Annotated in this window: 16 protein-coding genes; 9 read left to right on the forward strand and 7 right to left on the reverse strand. The window is 72.7% G+C overall.

The window, feature by feature from the left end:
• Positions 1–29 precede the first annotated feature (29 nt).
• Entirely contained in the window at positions 30–983 is a 954-nt protein-coding gene (locus ACFQ79_RS05805) for a LysR family transcriptional regulator (protein WP_383579575.1), read from the reverse strand.
• Between the two features lie 144 nt (positions 984–1,127).
• Between ACFQ79_RS05805 and ACFQ79_RS05810 the strand changes: the two genes are divergently transcribed.
• The gene (locus ACFQ79_RS05810; protein WP_383579576.1) at positions 1,128–2,180 is read left to right on the forward strand and encodes a YncE family protein; all 1,053 of its coding nucleotides are present in this window, start codon (positions 1,128–1,130) and stop codon (positions 2,178–2,180) included.
• Between the two features lie 106 nt (positions 2,181–2,286).
• Here the strand turns inward: ACFQ79_RS05810 and ACFQ79_RS05815 are convergent, their stop codons facing one another.
• Positions 2,287–3,174 (reverse strand): LysR family transcriptional regulator, encoded by an 888-nt coding sequence (locus ACFQ79_RS05815; RefSeq protein ID WP_383579577.1) that lies wholly within the window; start codon positions 3,172–3,174, stop codon positions 2,287–2,289.
• Positions 3,175–3,313: 139 nt separating this feature from the next.
• On the opposite strand from ACFQ79_RS05815, the gene mgrA reads away from it, so the two are divergent.
• The 4 genes from mgrA to ACFQ79_RS05835 all read left to right on the forward strand — a co-directional run bounded on the left by mgrA (position 3,314) and on the right by ACFQ79_RS05835 (position 6,716).
• Positions 3,314–4,306 carry an L-glyceraldehyde 3-phosphate reductase gene (gene mgrA / locus ACFQ79_RS05820; RefSeq protein ID WP_383579578.1) on the forward strand — a complete coding sequence of 331 codons (993 nt, stop codon included), beginning with the start codon at positions 3,314–3,316 and terminating at the stop codon, positions 4,304–4,306.
• A 92-nt stretch (positions 4,307–4,398) separates the two neighbouring features.
• On the forward strand, positions 4,399–5,136 hold the full coding sequence (locus ACFQ79_RS05825; protein ID WP_383579579.1) for a VOC family protein: 738 nt from the start codon (positions 4,399–4,401) through the stop codon (positions 5,134–5,136).
• A gap of 191 nt (positions 5,137–5,327) precedes the next feature.
• Positions 5,328–5,885, forward strand: coding sequence for a hypothetical protein (locus ACFQ79_RS05830; protein WP_383579580.1), 558 nt, complete (start codon positions 5,328–5,330; stop codon positions 5,883–5,885).
• Positions 5,886–6,089: 204 nt separating this feature from the next.
• A complete protein-coding gene (locus tag ACFQ79_RS05835; protein WP_383579581.1) occupies positions 6,090–6,716 on the forward strand; it encodes a hypothetical protein in 627 nt (208 codons plus the stop codon).
• Between the two features lie 32 nt (positions 6,717–6,748).
• Here ACFQ79_RS05835 and ACFQ79_RS05840 read toward each other — a convergent pair whose 3' ends face one another.
• The 4 genes from ACFQ79_RS05840 to ACFQ79_RS05855 form a co-directional block, all read right to left on the reverse strand.
• Complete coding sequence (locus tag ACFQ79_RS05840) at positions 6,749–7,978, reverse strand: aromatic acid exporter family protein (protein WP_383579582.1); 1,230 nt, start codon at positions 7,976–7,978, stop codon at positions 6,749–6,751.
• A gap of 254 nt (positions 7,979–8,232) precedes the next feature.
• Positions 8,233–8,973, reverse strand: a complete 741-nt coding sequence (locus tag ACFQ79_RS05845) for a class I SAM-dependent DNA methyltransferase (protein WP_383579583.1) — start codon at positions 8,971–8,973, stop codon at positions 8,233–8,235.
• A gap of 192 nt (positions 8,974–9,165) precedes the next feature.
• Positions 9,166–9,990, reverse strand: a complete 825-nt coding sequence (locus tag ACFQ79_RS05850) for a TIGR01458 family HAD-type hydrolase (protein WP_383579584.1) — start codon at positions 9,988–9,990, stop codon at positions 9,166–9,168.
• Between the two features lie 173 nt (positions 9,991–10,163).
• A complete protein-coding gene (locus ACFQ79_RS05855; protein ID WP_383579585.1) occupies positions 10,164–10,850 on the reverse strand; it encodes a hypothetical protein in 687 nt (228 codons plus the stop codon).
• A 301-nt stretch (positions 10,851–11,151) separates the two neighbouring features.
• Here ACFQ79_RS05855 and ACFQ79_RS05860 point away from each other — a divergent pair, with 301 nt between their 5' ends.
• On the forward strand, positions 11,152–12,273 hold the full coding sequence (locus tag ACFQ79_RS05860; RefSeq protein WP_383579586.1) for a PP2C family protein-serine/threonine phosphatase: 1,122 nt from the start codon (positions 11,152–11,154) through the stop codon (positions 12,271–12,273).
• A gap of 986 nt (positions 12,274–13,259) precedes the next feature.
• On the opposite strand, the gene ACFQ79_RS05865 is transcribed toward ACFQ79_RS05860, so the two are convergent.
• Positions 13,260–13,664: a hypothetical protein gene (locus ACFQ79_RS05865; protein ID WP_383579587.1), complete on the reverse strand. Its 405-nt coding sequence runs from the start codon at positions 13,662–13,664 to the stop codon at positions 13,260–13,262.
• Between the two features lie 462 nt (positions 13,665–14,126).
• Between ACFQ79_RS05865 and ACFQ79_RS05870 the strand changes: the two genes are divergently transcribed.
• From ACFQ79_RS05870 to ACFQ79_RS05880, 3 genes are read left to right on the forward strand one after another with little or no spacing between them, the layout of a single operon-like run.
• Positions 14,127–14,351: a ferredoxin gene (locus ACFQ79_RS05870; protein WP_229315109.1), complete on the forward strand. Its 225-nt coding sequence runs from the start codon at positions 14,127–14,129 to the stop codon at positions 14,349–14,351.
• Positions 14,308–15,732 (forward strand): NAD(P)/FAD-dependent oxidoreductase, encoded by a 1,425-nt coding sequence (locus ACFQ79_RS05875; protein ID WP_383579588.1) that lies wholly within the window; start codon positions 14,308–14,310, stop codon positions 15,730–15,732. The genes ACFQ79_RS05870 and ACFQ79_RS05875 overlap by 44 nt, the downstream gene beginning before the upstream one ends.
• A gap of 24 nt (positions 15,733–15,756) precedes the next feature.
• On the forward strand, positions 15,757–16,995 hold the full coding sequence (locus ACFQ79_RS05880) for a cytochrome P450 (protein WP_383579589.1): 1,239 nt from the start codon (positions 15,757–15,759) through the stop codon (positions 16,993–16,995).
• Positions 16,996–17,146 lie beyond the last annotated feature (151 nt).

Consider the following 17,146-nt stretch of genomic DNA (forward strand, 5'->3'; position numbering starts at 1 on the left):
GGGGCCGCGGAGGCGACCGGCGGCGATCGTCAGCGGCCCTGCCCGGCTGCGGGGTGGGCGCCCGGCGGAGTCATCGCCCCGGCGTCACCGAGTCCCGCCGGGGCGAGGACGGCGGCAGCCAGGTGCTCACGGAACCATCTGTGGCCCGGGTCGCTGGAGTTGCGGGGATGCCAAGCCATCCCGAGATCCAGGGGCGCCAGGTCGAGCGGGATGGCGAACGTCCGCAGTCCCAGGGCGGAGACGGTGTCGGGGAGCCAGTCGGCCAGGCTGAGCGCGACGAGGTCGGTGTCCCGGGCGAGCATCATCGCGCTCGTGTGGCTGGGTACCACGATCGCGGTCCGCCGCCGCAGTCCGAGCTCCGCCAACGCGTGATCGATGGGCCCGAGGCGCTTGCCGAGCCGCGAGATGCCGATGTGGTCGGCCGCGGCGAACCGGCGCGCGTCGATCGGTCCGTCGAAGAGAGGATGATCCTGGCGGGCGATGCCGACAGGCGTCATCCGCGTGAGCCGTCGGGTTCGGATCTCCGGGTCCAGGTGCCCGAGGACGCCGAGTTCGACGTCCACCCAGCCTTGTCGCAGCCCGGGACCGCCCTCGAGCGCCTCGGGGAGGAAGACGACGTCCACCTGAGGGGCCTCCGCGTGAATCCGCTCGGTCAGGTGCGCGGCCAGGCCCACCAGGAGCAGGTCGGCGGCCTGCACCGTGAACGTGCGGTGGAGGCGTGCGGCGTCGAAACCGGGGCCGGGCCGCAGGACGCTGTCGCAGCCGCGCAGCAACGCGCCCACCTCCTCGCGGAGTTCCAGGGCGCGCGGGGTCGGGACCATTCCCTGGCCGGCCCGGACGAGCAACGGGTCGCCGACCGCACGGCGGAGCCGTGCCAGGGTGCGGCTGACCGCCGCAGGCGAGGTACCGAGGCGCTCCGCCGCTCGGGTCACGCTGTTGTCCTGGAGCAAGGCGTCCAGGACGCGCAGCAGGTTGAGATCCATCAATCGCTCCTGAACTGCAACTTTGCATCTGAGGCAATGATCGGATGCTGATCTTTGCATTGTTGTGGCACTCGGTGGCGCCGAGAGTGGAGACGTCCGCGGAAGCCCGCGGCCTCCCTCCCTCCGCCCTCCCAAGGAGCCGCTGTGCATCAGTCCCCCCGTACCGGTCGAGAAGGCGATGTCCTGGCCGTCGTCAGCCAGAGCGGGCCGACCGTCTCGTTCTTCGACGCCGCGTCCGACCGCCACCTCGGCCACGTACAAGTTCCGTCCGAGCCGCACGAGTTGTGCTTCGACGCGACGCACCGGCTGCTGTGGTGCACTCTCACGTACCACTCGGGCTACTACCACGCGAACGGCGGCCGGCGCACCGACCTGGCCGTGATCGACCCCGACACCCGCCGGATCGTCGAGATCATCGACATCGGCCCCGAACACGGGCCGCACGGGCTGGCGCTGGACCCGGCGCGCGGCCGGATCTACGTCAGCGTGGAGGGCGCCGAGAACCGGCCCGGCGGTGTCGTGGTGATCGACACGGCGACCCGCCGACCTGTGGGCAGGATCGACACCGACGCGCCCGGTCCGCACTGGTTCGCCATCGACCCGGCGGGCAGGACGGGGTACGCCACCAACAAGGAGGCGCCGTTCGTGTCGGTCGTCGACCTCGAACAGGGCGCCCTCACCTCGAAGATCGAGGTACCGGGCAGCGAGGGTCTCGCCGTCTCCGCCGACGGCACGCACGCCTTCGTCGCCGCGCCCTACGGCGACTTCTCGGCCACCGCCGAAGCGCGGCCGACCACGGGAATCCGGATCGTCGACGCTCGCACCGCGTCCGTCGTGGACACCCTGCCCACGGAGGACATCGTCCTGCCGGTGCACCTGACCTCGACCGGGAGGCTGCTCGTGGGCGAAGTGCGCACGGCACCCGATCCGGAGTCGCGACTCGGACGCCACGCGCCGGGCCGCCTCACCGTGTTCGCCGCCGACACCCGCAAGCAGGTGGGTGAACTCGCGGTCGGACTCTTCCCGCTCACCATCACCTCGTCGCCCGACGGCCGGCTCGCCTATGTCGCCTGCGCCGTCTCCTCCACCGTCGACGTCGTCGACCTGGAGACGCTGGATCGCCTGGCCCGGCTGGACATCGCCAAGCTCGGCGAGGCCGGCGCGCACGGCCTCGCGTATGTCCCACGCCCGGTCTGATCGCCGTACGGGGCGGAGGCGGACGTCCTCGCCTTCCGCCCCGGCCGCGAGGCCAGGGCCACGACGCGCCACCGGCACCCACCCGAGGGCAGCGTTCTCCCGCGTGTCAGCGGGCGGTGCCCCGCTCCAGAAGTGCCATCAACGCGCGGGCCGCCGGACTGGTGGCCTGCGGCGGTGGCAACAGGGCCACGGTCTCGTAGACCGCCTCGCCGGTGCCGGCGAGAGGGATGGCGTGCAGGGAGTCCCGCTTGTGCCGGAAATGCCGCGGTACGGCGGCGACACCGAGGTCCTCCTCCACCAGATCCAGGAGGCTGTGCACGTCGTTCACCTCCAGGGTCACGGTGCGCGGCACGCCCGCGGCGGTGAAGGTGGCGTCCGTGGCCCGACGCGGTCCCCAGCCGGGGTGGAAGTCGACGAAGTCCTCCTCCGCGAGGTCGCGCAGCGCGAGGACCGGCCCGGCCGCGGTGAGCGGGTGCTCTGGATGGCACAGGAGCGTCATCGGCTCGGCGGCCAGTGGCACCGAGCGCAGCAGGTCCGAGTCCGCCCGGGTGCGGTAGGCGAAGGCCAGGTCGAGGCGGCCGGCGGCGACGTCCTCGGCCAGCGCGATCCCACCCTCCTGCCGGAGCCGGATCTCCACCTCGGGGTGCCGCCGTCTGAACGCCGCCAGGAGTCCCGCCACGTGCACCCCCGCGACGCACTGCTCCGCCCCGAGGCGGAGCGTCCCGCGCACCACGCCCTGCACGGCAGCGACCGCCTCGTGGGCGGCCCGCACCTGCGCGAGGACGCGCTCCGCCTCGACCAGCAGCGCGCGCCCGGCCTCCGTCAGCGTCACCCTGCGGGTGCTCCGTACGAACAGGGGCGCCCTCAGGTCCCGCTCCAGGGCACGGATCGACGCCGAGAGACCGGACTGGGAGACCATGAGCCGCTCCGCGGCCCGCGTGAAGTGCCGGTCCTCGGCGACGGCGACGAAGTGCTGGAGATGCCGCAGTTCCATGATTCAGAAGCCTACGCGCTGAATCCCATCGGATTCTCCTGTTGGATTCATGCCCGTGGGGCAGGGGAGATTGGTGGCGGCACGACAGTCCCCTGCCGCCCCCGTGCACCGGGGGTCGCCCCCACGCCATGGAGTCGCGTTGTACACCGCACATGCCGATCGCTATGCCGACATGCCCTACCGGCGCACCGGGCGCAGCGGCCTGAAGCTCCCCGCCCTCTCCCTGGGGCTGTGGCACAACTTCGGCCCGGACCGCCCGGCGGAGACCCAGCGCGCCATCCTTCGCCGCGCCTTCGACCTCGGAATCACCCACTTCGACCTGGCGAACAACTACGGACCCCCGCCCGGCTCGGCGGAGTCCGCCCTCGGCGACTTCCTGCGGACGGACTTCGCGCCCTACCGGGACGAACTGGTCGTCTCCACCAAGGCCGGATACCTGATGTGGCCCGGCCCGTACGGCGAGTGGGGCTCCCGCAAGTACCTGCTGTCGTCGCTCGACCAGAGCCTGAGCCGACTCGGACTCGACCACGTCGACATCTTCTACTCCCACCGTTTCGACCCGGAGACGCCCCTGGAGGAGACCATGGGCGCCCTGCACTCCGCGGTCCAGCAGGGCAAGGCGCTGTACGTCGGCGTCTCCAACTACTCCGCCGAACAGACCCGCGAGGCTGCCCGCGTGCTCGCCGATCTCGGCACACCGCTCACCCTTCACCAGCCCCGCTACTCGATGCTCGACCGACGCCCGGAGGACGAGGGCCTGCTCGACGCCCTCGACGACCTGCGGATCGGCTCGATCGCCTACTCCCCGCTGGAACAGGGCCTGCTCACCGGCCGCTACCTGAACGGCATCCCCGAAGACTCCCGGGCCGCGAGCGACAGCCCCTTCCTGAACCGGGACGCCGTCACCGAGGACCTGGTGACCCGGTTGCGCGCCCTGAACGACATCGCCGCGTCGCGCGGTCAGACCCTGGCCCAGCTCGCCCTCGCCTGGGTGCTGCGCGGTGGTCGCGTCACCTCGGCCCTGGTGGGCGCGAGCAGTGCGCGCCAGCTCGAGGACAGCGTGGCCGCCCTCCACCACCTCGACTTCGACAGCGAGGAGCTGGCGAGGATCGACGCGCTGGTCCGTCCCTGAAGCGCGCGAGCACCGTTCCCCGACCGCGTCGGCGTCCGAGCGAATGCCGAGTGAATGCGGCGGCCCGGGCGGCGGCTTCTAGGATCTTCGGCATGGCGACACGACTCGTGCAGATCAACATGAAGGCCCAGGACGACGCTGCGCTCGGCCGGTTCTGGGCGGAGGCACTCGGGTGGGGGGTCGAAAGCGAGGGGCCCGGCGTGACGAACCTCGAACCCGTCGGGTTCGCCTACCCCGACCCCGTGGCCGTCTGCATCGACATCATCGCCCGCCCGGAACCCAAGACGGTGAAGAACCGGGTGCACCTCGACCTGGCCACCACATCGAGGGCCCATCAGACGGAGCTGGTCGCGCGTCTGAGGGATCTCGGCGCGACGCACGCCGACGTGGGTCAGGGTGACGTCCCCTGGACGGTCATGGCCGATCCGGAGGGCAACGAGTTCTGCGTCCTGGAGCCCCGTCCGATCTACCGGGACACCGGGCCGGTCGCCGCGGTGGTGGTCGACTGCACCGACCCACGGGAGATGGCCCGGTTCTGGGACCAGGCGATGGACTGGACGCCGCACGAGGTCGCCGACGACCACGCGTCCCTGCGATCCGCCCAAGGCGTCGGACCCTACCTGGAGTTCGTCCGTACCCCCGACACCAAGAGCGTGTGGAACCGCGTCCACCTCGACATCCGCCCCTACCCCGGTGACGACCCGGCGGCAGAGGAAGCCCGACTGCGCGCCCTGGGCGCCACCGATCCGGGTATCGACCAGTCCGCGATCTCCTGGACGGTTCTGGTCGACCCGGAGGGCAACGAGTTCTGCCTGCTCGCTCCTCGCTGACCGGGGTCCTCGGCTCCGTCCCGCACTAGCGGGCTGACCTCACGTGCCGGCAGCGGTCGGAACCACTCCGCTCCTGCGCCAAGCCCCGTATCCGGCCACCGCGCGCCGCTGCCGTCGGGCGCGGATGTGACCCCCACGCCATGGGAGGGTAAAACCAGAGCATCACACCCACGATCGAACGGACCCGCGAATTGAGCAGCCTTCCCGGATCGCGCCTGCCGGGCAGAACCTGGACCGTCCGGCTCACCGGACACCCGGACCACTCCGCCACCGTGGCCTGCAGCACCGCCGCGTGCCGGATGCCCCCACGCTCCAGGGACATCAACGCCCTGCGCCGCTTCGCGCAGCAGCACGTCCAGGCCCACGCACGTTCCGCCACCCCGCGCCCCAACGCCACCTGCGCCTGTGGAGCGGCCGACTGCCGCCACCACACCACCAGAACGACATGCACGGGCCGAACCCTGCTGGTTCTCATCCACAACCGGGTCGTGGGTGATGTGTGGACCCTGACCGAGGTCTGCCAGGCCTGCGCTCCCCACATCGTCAACGCCACGCTCCTTCCGGGCGCCGCCACGCCGCCCGGCGTCACGGTTCCCGCGGCCTCCAAGCCCGCGCCTCCGGCGCCCGTTCAGGCCACCTTCTCCTCCCCCCAGGCGACCGACGCGGACGACGTCTCCGCCGCGCGCCGCAGCCAGCGCCCCCCGCGCGCCCGCCGGAGCCGAGGCGCGGAGAACCGCCGCGGCCGGTGACACCACACGCCCGGGTGCCCGGTCCGCGCCGTGGAGCCGGGTCCCGACTGCCCTTCCTCGGCCGCGACGGCGAGCGCGGCGAGGCTGCCTCCGCCTCCAGGAGCGCAGGCGACCACCGAGGCAGGGGCGAGGGGTGGTGGACAGCCATCGGATGCGTGACAGATTTAACTGTCGGAACCCAGTCTCGACAGCTATGCTTGTCGCATGAGTGATGTGCGTGCAGTGCCGACCCCCGACAGGAACGACGAGAACTTCTGGACCGCCGCCTCGGCCCTGGTGGAGCCGCCCTGGAGCGAGCCCGCCCAGGACGACACGTTCACCATGGACGAGAGCGTCCACGATGCCGCGCGCGCCCTGGCCGAACGGATCTCGACCCGTGTACTGGCCTACCGAGCCGCCGACAAGCCCCTCGACCCCGTGCTCATGGCATCGCCCGATGTGCAGCTGGCGCTTCTGCGCGCCCTCTACGAGGCCAAGCAGTCCGTCGAACGGCTGGCGGAGAGCGCCGCCACCGTGGCCGGCCGCAGTGGAGCGAACTACGCCCAGCTCGGTGCCGCCTGGGGCGGCATCAAGCGTCAGTCGGCCCGTCTCAAGTGGCCCCACGCCGTGGTGAGGCAACCCGCCAGCGAGTCCATCCCGTTCCACTACGCGGGTGGTACCGCCGTGGTCCACCACGACGCGGACGCCGACGCCTGGTGGTACACCGCCACCGCCGCGGACGGACAGGACACGGAGTCCGAGCCCGTCCACCGTACGTATGCCGAGGCGATCGCCGGAGCGACCGAGTACCTCCTCGCGCACTCACTGCCCGGCCGGAAGACCCCCGCCTGAGACTCGCCCGTGCGGGGGTCCCCGCCGACGCGTCAGCTGTCCGTACGGGCGGGTCGGCGGGTCTCCCGCCGGTCGCGGAGAGCGAGTCGGCGCCGGCGGTCGCTGCGTTCGCGGACCCGTCGGTCGAGTTCTTCCATCAGCCGGTGGCCGCGGTGCTCGGGGTCGAGTTCGTCGAGGATCCGGTCGATCTCGGTGAGCAGTGCTCCGTACAGCTGCCAGCGGCCGGGGTTGGCGAGGGCGAGGGCGAGGAGCCGGTCGGCCGCGTGGTCTCGGCAGGCCCTGGCCGCCCGCAGCTCGCCCGCGAGCCGGGTCTCCGCGGCCTCGGCGCCCTCGCTGCCCTGGGTGGTGACCAGAACGGCGAAGCTGACGAGGGCGTCGGCGGTGTACTGGGCGGTCTCCCGGATGGCGAGGGCGGCCGGCTCGGGCAGCAGCCGGTGCCCGTTCCGGTGCTTCGCGAGGTCGGTGAGGGTGCGGGCGAGGACACGCAGGACGACGGCGCAGATCTCCAGGGTGTCGAGGCCGGTACGCAGCACGACCCGGTGCAGCAGGCCCTCCTTGACGCGCGGGTTGAGCCGCAGGCTGTCCTCGGCGGTGCGCAGGGCCCCGTCGACGTCGGCCACGTCGTTGTCGAGGCGCCGGGCCTCGTGCAGCCGGGTGGCGGCCTGCTCGACGGGGGGTGCTCCGGTGAACTCGTCGGCCACGTCCAGGAGCAGCAGCCGCATCCGGCGCGCGAGGTCCTCGATGGAGTCGCCCGCGGTGTCGACCCAGACGGGCGGGGCCAGCACCAGATTGAAGAGCATGCCGACGACGGCGCCGATGAGGGTCTCCAGGACACGGTCCCAGGCGGTGTCGGACACCTGGGTGACGCCGAGGACGAGCATGGCGCTGATGGCGACCTCGGGAATGAACTCCTCGACCCTGACGAGCCGGCCGACGAGCAGCGAGGCCAGGATGACGAGGGCGAGGCTCCACCAGGAGAGGCCGACGACGGCGCTGAACGCGATGGCGATCAGAACGCCGACGACGACCGAGTTCACCCGGCGCAGGCTGGTGGTCACGGTGGAGTAGAGCGTGACCTGGACGACGAGGAGGGCGGTGAGGGGTGCGGTGAGCGGAGCCGGCTCACTGCTGAGCTGGAGGGCGACGACGTAGCTGAGCGTGGCGGCCGCCGCGGACCGCACGGTCTGAACGGCGAAGGTGTCGCGCCGGAGGCGCGCGAACAGCCCGCCTTCCCGGTCGTGCCGTCCTCGGCCTCCTGCCACGCCCCACCTCGTCCCGTCGCCGCCCCGCAAGGCCCTCTGGACAACCCGCCTGCCCGGGCGGCCCCGGGCTCAAGCGCGGGTACGCCCGGGCGGGCGAGGGATCACCACCGCTTCGGGGACGGACAGCCCCGACGGGGACGGCGTGCGTGACGGTGCCCGCGGAGCGCGTGACGGTGCCCGCGGAGCGCGTGACGGTGCCCGCGGAGCGCGTGAGGATGCCCGCGGAGCGCGTGGGGATGCCCCGGCGGCCGGCCTCAGGCCGGCTTGCGCCACACGGAGATGTGCTTCGTGGAGTCCTGCCTGAACGGCGCCCCGTCCCAGTCCCCGACGCGACGTTCCCTCTCGAGCCCGGCGATGCGTGCCATCAGGTCGAGCTCCGCCGGCCAGGCGTAGCGGTGCCGGGAGTTGTCGCGGCGGTAGCTGCCGTCGTCGCCGTCGCGGGTGAAGTGGTGCGAGACGAGGATCTGCTCGACGAGGTCGAAGGTGTCGAAACCGACGTGCTGCTCAGAGACGTCGAACGGCACCGCGACCTGGCCGGGCGGCAGGAACCGCAGCGGCGGCACGCCCAGCTCGATGACGAACCGGCCGCCGGGCCTCAGATGACGCGCGGCGTTGCGGAAGCACTCGATCTGCTCGTCCTGCGTGAGCAGGTTCGTGATGGTGTTGTAGACGAGATAGACCAGGGCGAACTCGCCGGGAACGACGGTGGTGGCCATGTCCCCGATGACGACCGGGAGCGTCTCCTCGTCGACCTTCCGCCGCAGCACCGCCGCCATGTGCTCGGACAGTTCGATGCCCGCGACCGGGACGCCGCGTTCCCGGAGCGGGACGCCCACGCGTCCGGTCCCGATGGCGAACTCCAGTGCCCGGCCGTCTCCGGCGAGCTCGGCGAGGAAGGCGAGAGTCGGTCCGAGGGCAGCGGCCGAGGACATCTCGGTCTCCTCGGCGTCGTAGCGGTCGGCGGTCGCACGGGTCCACAGCTCACTGCTCGTCACGGGCGGCCACTCTGCCGGGTGCCGAGGGGCGCTGTCGACGCGTTTTCCTGCCACCGACACCGACACCGACACCGACACCGATTCGCCCGCCCCCGGGTCCTGCCCACCGGGCACGGGAAGCCGGCAGCTCGGCCGGATCAGGGCGCCGACGGCGGCCGACGCGGCCGAAGGCGAGTGGTGCTCGCCGGTGGGTCACGTTCCGGGCGAGCCGCCGGATCCGGGGCTCGTCACGCCGCTGGAACCGGCGAGGAGAAGCACGGGCAGGTCGGCGAAGGAGTCGAGGACGTGGTGCGGGGTCCCGGAAGCGGATCGGTGGGTCTCGGGGGAGTACTTGCCCGTCCTCACCAGGACACCGGTGAGGCCTGACCGTTGGGCTGCCAGCACGTCCGACTCGATGTCGTCGCCGATCATCAGCGCTTCGGATGCGTCGACGCCCACGTGGGCGAGGGCGCTCGCGAAGAACGCCCGGGCAGGCTTGCCCGTCACCTCCGCCTCCGTACGGGAGGCCTTCTCAAGGCCTTCGAGGAAGGCTCCGGTGTCGAGGTCGAGACCGCCCTCGGTACGCCAGTACAGGTTGCGGTGCATGGACACCAGCCGGGCACCGCGCTGCAGTTGCCGGAAGACCCGGTTCAGCGTCTCGTAGCCGAACTCGGGGCCCGCGCCGCCGAGCACGACCACGTCCGCGTCCCCCTCGTCGATCAACGTGACTCCGGGCAGGTCGTCGCGTACGTCGCCGCTGTTGAGCAGGAGGCAGCGGGCGCCGGGGAAGTGCTCGCGCAGATGGGCCGCCGTCGCGGCCGGGGCGGTCAGGACGTCCTCGGCCCCGACGGGGAAGCCGAGGGCGGCCAGGCGCACGGCGATGGCGGCACGTGTGCGGGAGGTGTTGTTGGTGACCAGGGCGAGGCGAAGGCCGGCGGCGCGCAGCCGTTCCATGGCCGCGACCGTTCCGGGCAGTGGCTTCCAGGAGACGGTGAGGACGCCGTCGATGTCGATCAGGACCGCGCGGATTCGCTCCATGGAGCCGACGGTAGCCCTCACCGCGATGGTGGGCGGGCGGCGCGCCCGGGCACGCCGTGGAGCCGAGCCGGTGACAGGGTGCCGCCAGGGGAGCCCGGTCCGGCACCACGCGCGCGGCACCGGCGCGGACAGCGCGGGAACGTCCGGGTCGCCGCGGTCGTCCCGGTGGCGGGTCAGGCGAGGACGTTGACGGCTCGGGCGACCACGAGCCCGAGGATCAGCAGGGAGACGAGCGACTGGACGCCCATGGCGATCTTGGCCCAGGGGGCCAGCGGCATGACGTCGGTGGGGCTGAAGGCGGTGGCGTTGGTGAGCGCGAGGTAGAGGTAGTCGATGAAGCGGGGCCGCCAGTCGGCGCTGCTCAGCCGGGGCTCGAGGTGTTGGGGGAAGGCGAGCGCCGGCGTGGAGGGCATGCGGTGGGCGCGGGCGGCCGGCCCACCGCTGTCGAGTTCGAAGTACAGCAGGGAGAAGGCGAGGACGGTACAGGCCCACACCGTGCCGCCGGTCTGCAGCAGGCTGGTGGCGGAGCTGGTCTCCTTCCCGGCATGGAGGATGTCGTCGACCAGCTGAACGGTCGACCAGACGGCACTGAGGGCCAGAACTCCCACCAGGGCGATCGACAGGCTTCGCAGGGCGGCCGAGCGCCGGTCGATGCGGCCCGGGTCGCCGGCGATGAGCGCCAGCAGGAGCAGTCCCTCGACGGCGGGGATGAACCAGCGAGGCGCCAGCCGGAGGTCGTCGGGGAGCAGGACGGTCAACCCCATGGCGGCGACGACGGCCGCCGCCATCGGCCATCGGGGCTCGCCGACGGTCTCGGGCGGTCTCGGGCTTTCGATGGGCTCCGGGGTGCGTCCGGTCACGATGGCGGCCCTTACGGTCGGGTACGGAGTGCGTGGAGCTGTCCTGCCATCGGAAGGTATAGCTGGCCGACGGCCGGGCGCCGGATCTCACACGCGGTGCACGACCGCATGCGCTGCGCAGGACGCACCGTGTTCTGCGCTGGACCTTCCCTGTCCTTCACGGGACCTGCCTTGTTCTGCCGTCGGCTGCTCCTCTGCCGTCGGCTCCTGCCGTGCCGTCGGCCGGGCCCCTTCCGCCCGTGGCCGGGACGACCCGGGGCCGTGGCGTGCGCGGCGCACTCCGGCATAGGAGCCTGGTGGTGTGGTGAAGCCAACGAAGGCGGCGACCGGCCCGTACCGGCGGAGCTGGCTGCGCGGGGCCCCGCCGCCCCGCTGGGTGCGGGTCCTGCCCGTGCTGCTGCTCGTGGGGGTCGGAGCGGCCTCCCTCACCGACTCCGTTCCGGTGGACATCGGCTTCCTGCTCGGCGCGGTGCCTCCGCTGGCCGTCCTGGCCTACGGACCGTTGGCCACGGCCTTCCTCGGCGCTGCGACCATCGGGCTGCTCACCATTCCCGCCTTCCACCTGGACCAGCCAGGCAACACCGACCTCTTCACCCTCGGCTTCGTCGCCACCCTGAGCGTCTTCGTCTCCTTCGTCCGCGGGCGCCGGGACGAGCAGCTCGACCTGGAACGCACCGTCGCCGAGACGGCCCAGCGGGCCATCGTCCCGGACGTACGGCGGCGGGTCGGGCCCGTGCGCTGCGCGAGCCTGTACCGCGCCGCCGAGCGCGGCACGCTGGTGGGAGGCGACTTCTTCGACGTACGGCCCGGCCCTCACGGGGTGCGGGCGGTCCTCGGCGACGTACAGGGGCACGGTCTCTCGGCCGTCGCGACGGTCGCCTCCGTCCTGGGGGCGTTCCGCGAGGCCGTGCTGGACGACGTGGACGCGGAGTCGATCGCGGCGCGCCTGGACCGCAGACTCGTGGTCGACTCGGCGCGGACGGAGCACGCGGAACTCTTCGCCACGGCCGTTCTCCTGGACTTCGCGCCGCGCGGGCGGGAGGTCCGTGTCCTGGCCTGCGGCCATCCACCGCCGGTCCTGCTGCGCGACGGAGCCGTGAGCACCCTGGACCTCGACCCCGGACCACCCCTGGGCCTGGGCCTCGCCGACGTCATGCCCGGAACCGCCGCGACGGTGTCGCTGCTGCCCGGGGACCGGCTGCTCCTGGCGTCGGACGGTGTCCTGGAGACACGGGACGCCTCCGGCGCCTTCTACCCCTTCGTCGAGCGTCTGGGCCGGATGACCGGTGTCGGCCTTGACGAGCTGCCCGACGAGATCTGGGCCGACCTGAGTCGCTTCGCCCCCAGGATCCAGGACGACGTCACCCTCCTGATCCTCACCTTGGACACTGCGGACCGGGCTGACACCGCGGGGCCGGGCTGACTCCTCCGGGCCGGGCTGACGCGACAGCGCCCCGGCGCCGAGGCCCCGCGGGGAAGAGGCTCGGGCCCCGTCCGCAGGCCTCGCACGGTCCCACAGCGCGGCCAGGGCACCCGCCCCGTCGTCCGTCGTGACCCGCTCCAGGACCAGCAGCCGCGCCTGCGGAGCGAGTACCGCCCGTATCCGCCTCCGTCGGGTGAATCGCGTTCTCCCCTGGGGGCACAGGCGCTCCGTCACTGCGTACTCCTCGCGCCACAGCTGGAACATCGACAGGGCCCAGATCGTCCCCGCCATGCGCTCCGAGGGGCGGGTGAGCCGGGCGGCCAGCAGTCACTCGACCGCCAGCTGAGCAGTCCCGCGACCCGCCGCGAGAGATGCGACTCAGCCGGACCGGGGGAGTAGAGGCGGGGCCGGCCCACGGTGTCGACCGGCGCGAGCCTCTCGGCGTATCGCAAGCCAGTGCTCGCCCGGGTCCGCCACGGCCCTTCCCCCGGCGTCGCCCGACGCCGCCCGGCGTCGGCGTCGACGGCGAAAGCGGTCCTCCGAGTCCGTCGGACCGTGCCAGGCCTACGCGGTGAGCGCGCCCGGGTCGGCCTCGGGCTGGCCAAGCCGCCACAGCAGGGTGGGCAGCAGCACAGGCAAGCCCCCTGCCCGGCGCCTGTCCAGCGGCTCGGACGGCGGGTCGGACGGCGGGTCGGACCTGCGGTCCGGCTCCGGACGCGGTGTGCCCGGGACGCTCGTGGCACCCGGAACACCCGGGAGCACGCCAGGGACGTCCCGGTCCGGTGACCCCGGCCCTGGGCCGCCGCGCCCCGGCCGGCGCGCGCCGGAGCAGCCGCGGCGCGTGCCCGCGTTCGCACACCGCGGTCGTGCCCGGCGGGAGCAGCCGTACGTTCTCGAACAGGGTGCCCCCGTACGCGTCGAGGCCGGGCGTCCGCAGCGCGTGGGCGGGGTCGGGAGCAGTGCGAGCAGCGCCGGCATGTCGGTGGCTAAGGACAGCGCCTCGCGGGTGGCCAGTGGTGGTAGAGCGGGACCGTACTCGCGTCGTCGGGGGCGAGCACCAGGACCGGTGTCGATCGCGTGTCGACGACCGCCGTCGCGTACGCGCCCCGCAGCCGCTCGGCGAAGTGACGCGTCCCGGCCGTCTCGAAGGCGGCCCGCAGCACCGTGGCGTGGTGCCGTTCCGCGACCGGGCGGCCGCGGGACTCGACGCGGCTCAGCAGTGGCAGCCGGACTTCGACGGCACCGGCGGGCACCGCGGTCACGCCGTCGCGGCCGTCGACCCGCCCGCAGGCGAGCACCCAGCCCCGCCCGCACAGCACACGGGTGTCGGTCTCCCCGCACGGCCCGGCGCCGGTCCAGCCGGTGCCGAACCGGCCCAGTATCCGCGACACGATGATCACGACATTCCGCGCGAGTGGTTCCGGTCGATACCGTCGCCCGGGCCGGGGCCCGGACGACACCCCCACACGGTCTGCCGCCCACCGTCCCGTCGACACGGGACGCGGGCCCGGTCCTGCTCCCACCCGGCTCCCGGGACTCATCGCGCCCCTCCGACCCCCGACGTCCCGGTCGCCCGCTCGAAGTGCGCCAAGCACGGGGTCGGTCGGAGTGGCCGGCGGAGGGAGAGCCGCACCGGGCGATCGCGTCTTCGGGGACCGAGCGCGGGAGAGGCCGCGCGGACGGCGCGCCGGAGCCGTGGGGCCGGCCTTCCGCCGCGTCACGGCCCGCCGCCCCGCCCTGATCGGCCGCACCGCTCACTCGATCGGTCCGTTCCCCGTCGCCCTGGCCCTCCCCGCCGATGAGAGTGGGCGCAGGGGGCCTGACCGAGCCATTGGAGAGGACCGGATCCCGTGGTGAGCATCGCCGTCGATCTGAACCGCTGCCAGGGGTACGCGCAGTGCGCGTTCCTCGCTCCCGAGATCTTCACCATGCACGGCGACGAGGCGCTGCTCTACGACCCGGATCCCGACGAGGCACAGCGCGAGAAGCTGGCCCAGGCCGCCGCGGCCTGCCCGGTGCAGGCCATCCTCGTCGATGCCGTGGACGAGCCGGCCGAGGCGGTGCCCGGTGCTCGGTGACGGAGTCCTGGAGCAGCTCAAACGCGAGGGCCGCATCGTCGTCGTCGGTGCCTCGCTGGCAGGTCTGCGGGCAGCCGAGACCCTGCGCGCCAAGGGTTTCGCGGGGTCTCTGACGATGATCGGCGACGAGCCCCACGAACCGTACGACCGGCCCCCGCTGTCCAAGGGGGTGCTGCTCGGCAGGGCACACGCCGACCGCACAGCCTTGCCCCGGCTCCGATCCGTGGACGCGACCTGGCGGCTCGGCGTTCCCGCCTCCGGCCTGGACATGGCCGCGAGGAGGGTGCGACTGGCCGACGGCGACGAGGTGCCGTACGACCGGCTGCTGATCGCCACCGGCGTCCGGGCGCGGCCGTGGCCGCGCGCCGAGGAGGCGGAACTCGACGGCGTCTTCGTGCTGCGGACCCGCGAGGAGGGTGCAGCACTCGCCAGGCGGCTCGACGAGGGACCCGAACGGGTCCTGGTCATCGGGGGAGGCTTCGCCGGCTCGGAGGTCGCCTCCGCCTGCCGCGAACGCGGCCTCCCCGTCACCGTCGCCGAACGAGGCGCCGCGCCCCTCGTCGGCGCGCTCGGCGGGGTGGTCGCCGCGGCGGCGGCCGACCTCCAGCGCGAGCACGGTGTGGACCTGCGGTGCGGGGTCATGGTGACCGCCCTCGAGGGCGACGCATCGGGACGGGTGCGCGCCGCGCACCTGTCCGACGGCTCCACCGTGGAGACCGACGTGGTGGTCGTCTCGCTCGGCGCCCTCCGCAACACCGAGTGGCTGCAGGGTTCCGGGCTCGGCGCCGGGCCGCGCGGCATCGCCTGCGATGCCGGCTGCCGGGCCTTCGACATCCGCGGCATCGTCACCGACGACATCTACGCCGCGGGCGACGTCGCCCGCTGCCCCCATCCCCTCTTCGGGTACCAGTTCCTGTCCCTTGAACACTGGGGCAACGCCGTCGCCCAGGCCGGGATCGCGGCACACAACATGCTCAGCGAGAGCGTCGACCGACTGCCGCACATGGACGTGCCGGCCTTCTGGTCCTCCCAGTTCGGCGTCAACATCAAGTCGGTCGGAGTCCCGTCGATGGCGACGGAGATCCTGATCGCGCAGGGCTCGCTCGACAGCCGCAGGTTCGTCGGCGTCTACGGATACCAGGGGCGCGTCATCGGCGCCGTCTCCTTCGACCACGGCCGGTGGCTGCCGTTCTACCAGGAACTCATCGAGCGCACCGCGCCGTTCCCGCCGCAGTTCCCCACGGTCGACCGGCACGCGGACGGACAACGGCCGATGGACGCGGACTTCCCCGACCCTTCGGTCCCCAGCCACGGCCCCACCGTGACCCTCAGCGGATACTCGCCGGCCGACCGCCGGATGACGTTCACCCCCGCGCACTGACCCGAACGGCCACAAGGACCTGACATGACGCAAACCCTGCTGCACCAGATCCTGGACTACGCCAACCGGGCCGACCCGTACCCGATCTACGAAGAGCTGCGGAAGACGCCGGTCCACCACGAGACCGACGGGCTGTACGTGATCAGCACCTACTACGAGATCCGCAGCCTTCTGCACGATCCCCGGATCAGCTCCGACGCCCGCAACCAGGCGTCCGGCAGCGCCGACCCGCTGGCGGAGTCGTCCCCGGAGGAGAGCGCCCTGCCGCCGAGCTTCCTACGGCTCGACCCGCCGGAGCACGACCGGATGCGACGCATGACGAACCGGCACTTCGGCCCGCCGCACTCCCCGCACCGGGTCGACGGAATGCGCCCGGAGCTCCACGACATCGTCACCGGCCTCATCGACGGCCTCGGGGACCCGGGCCGGATCGACCTGGTGGAGGAGTTCTCGTACCCGTTCCCGGTGACGGTGATCTGCAGACTGCTCGGAGTGCCGCGCGAGGACGAGGCGCGCTTCCACACCTGGGCGGACACCCTCGCCGCCAGCCTGGACCCCGACCCGGACGCCGATCCCGCCGAGCGCGGCACGGGCGCGGCGCACGAGGCCCGGATGCAGCTGGGCATGTACCTCGCCGGCCTGATCGAGGAGCGCCGCAAGAACCCCGGGGACGACATGCTCTCCCAGCTGGCGACGGCGAAGGGTCCGGACGGCCCGATGGCCACGATGGAACTGCTGAGCACCGCGGCGCTGCTCCTGATCGCGGGTCACGAGACGACGGTCAACCTCATCACCAATGGCATGCTGACCCTGATGCGCCATCCCGACGTCCTCCAGCGGCTGCGCACCGAACCACGACTGGCCGTGCCCGTCGTCGAGGAACTGCTCCGCTTCGAGCCGCCGGTGCAGCTGCTCCCGGGCCGCACCACCCTCGCCGACATCGAGGTCCGGGGCGTCACCATCCCCAAGGGTTCCACCCTCTGGCTGCTCCTGGCGTCCGGCAACCGTGACCCGCAACGGTTCGAGAACCCCGACCTCTTCGACCCGGACCGCCCGGACATCCAGCACCTCGGCCTGGGCAGCGGCATCCACAGCTGCTTCGGCGCACCGCTCGCCCGGCTGGAAGCCCAACTCGCCCTGTCGGAACTGGCCCGGAGACTGGAGAACCCCCGCCTCCTCGACGACCCGCCCCAGTATCGGCAGAACGCCGTCCTGCGCGGGCCGCGCCACCTGCGGATCGCCTGCGACGGGATCCGGCCCTAGGACGGCAGAGGCGCACGGCCCCACCCCTCCCCGCCTTCCCCTGCTCGCTTTCCCCTTCCCGCCTTTCACACGAAAACCGAGCGTCGGCTCGGCCCGGTGGACTACGCTTCGTGACCATGACTACCGGGACGGCCTCGCGCCACACACGGAT

Source organism: Streptomyces sp. NPDC056480, assembly GCF_042795405.1.
In the GTDB taxonomy this organism is placed as follows: Bacteria; Actinomycetota; Actinomycetes; order Streptomycetales; family Streptomycetaceae; genus Streptomyces.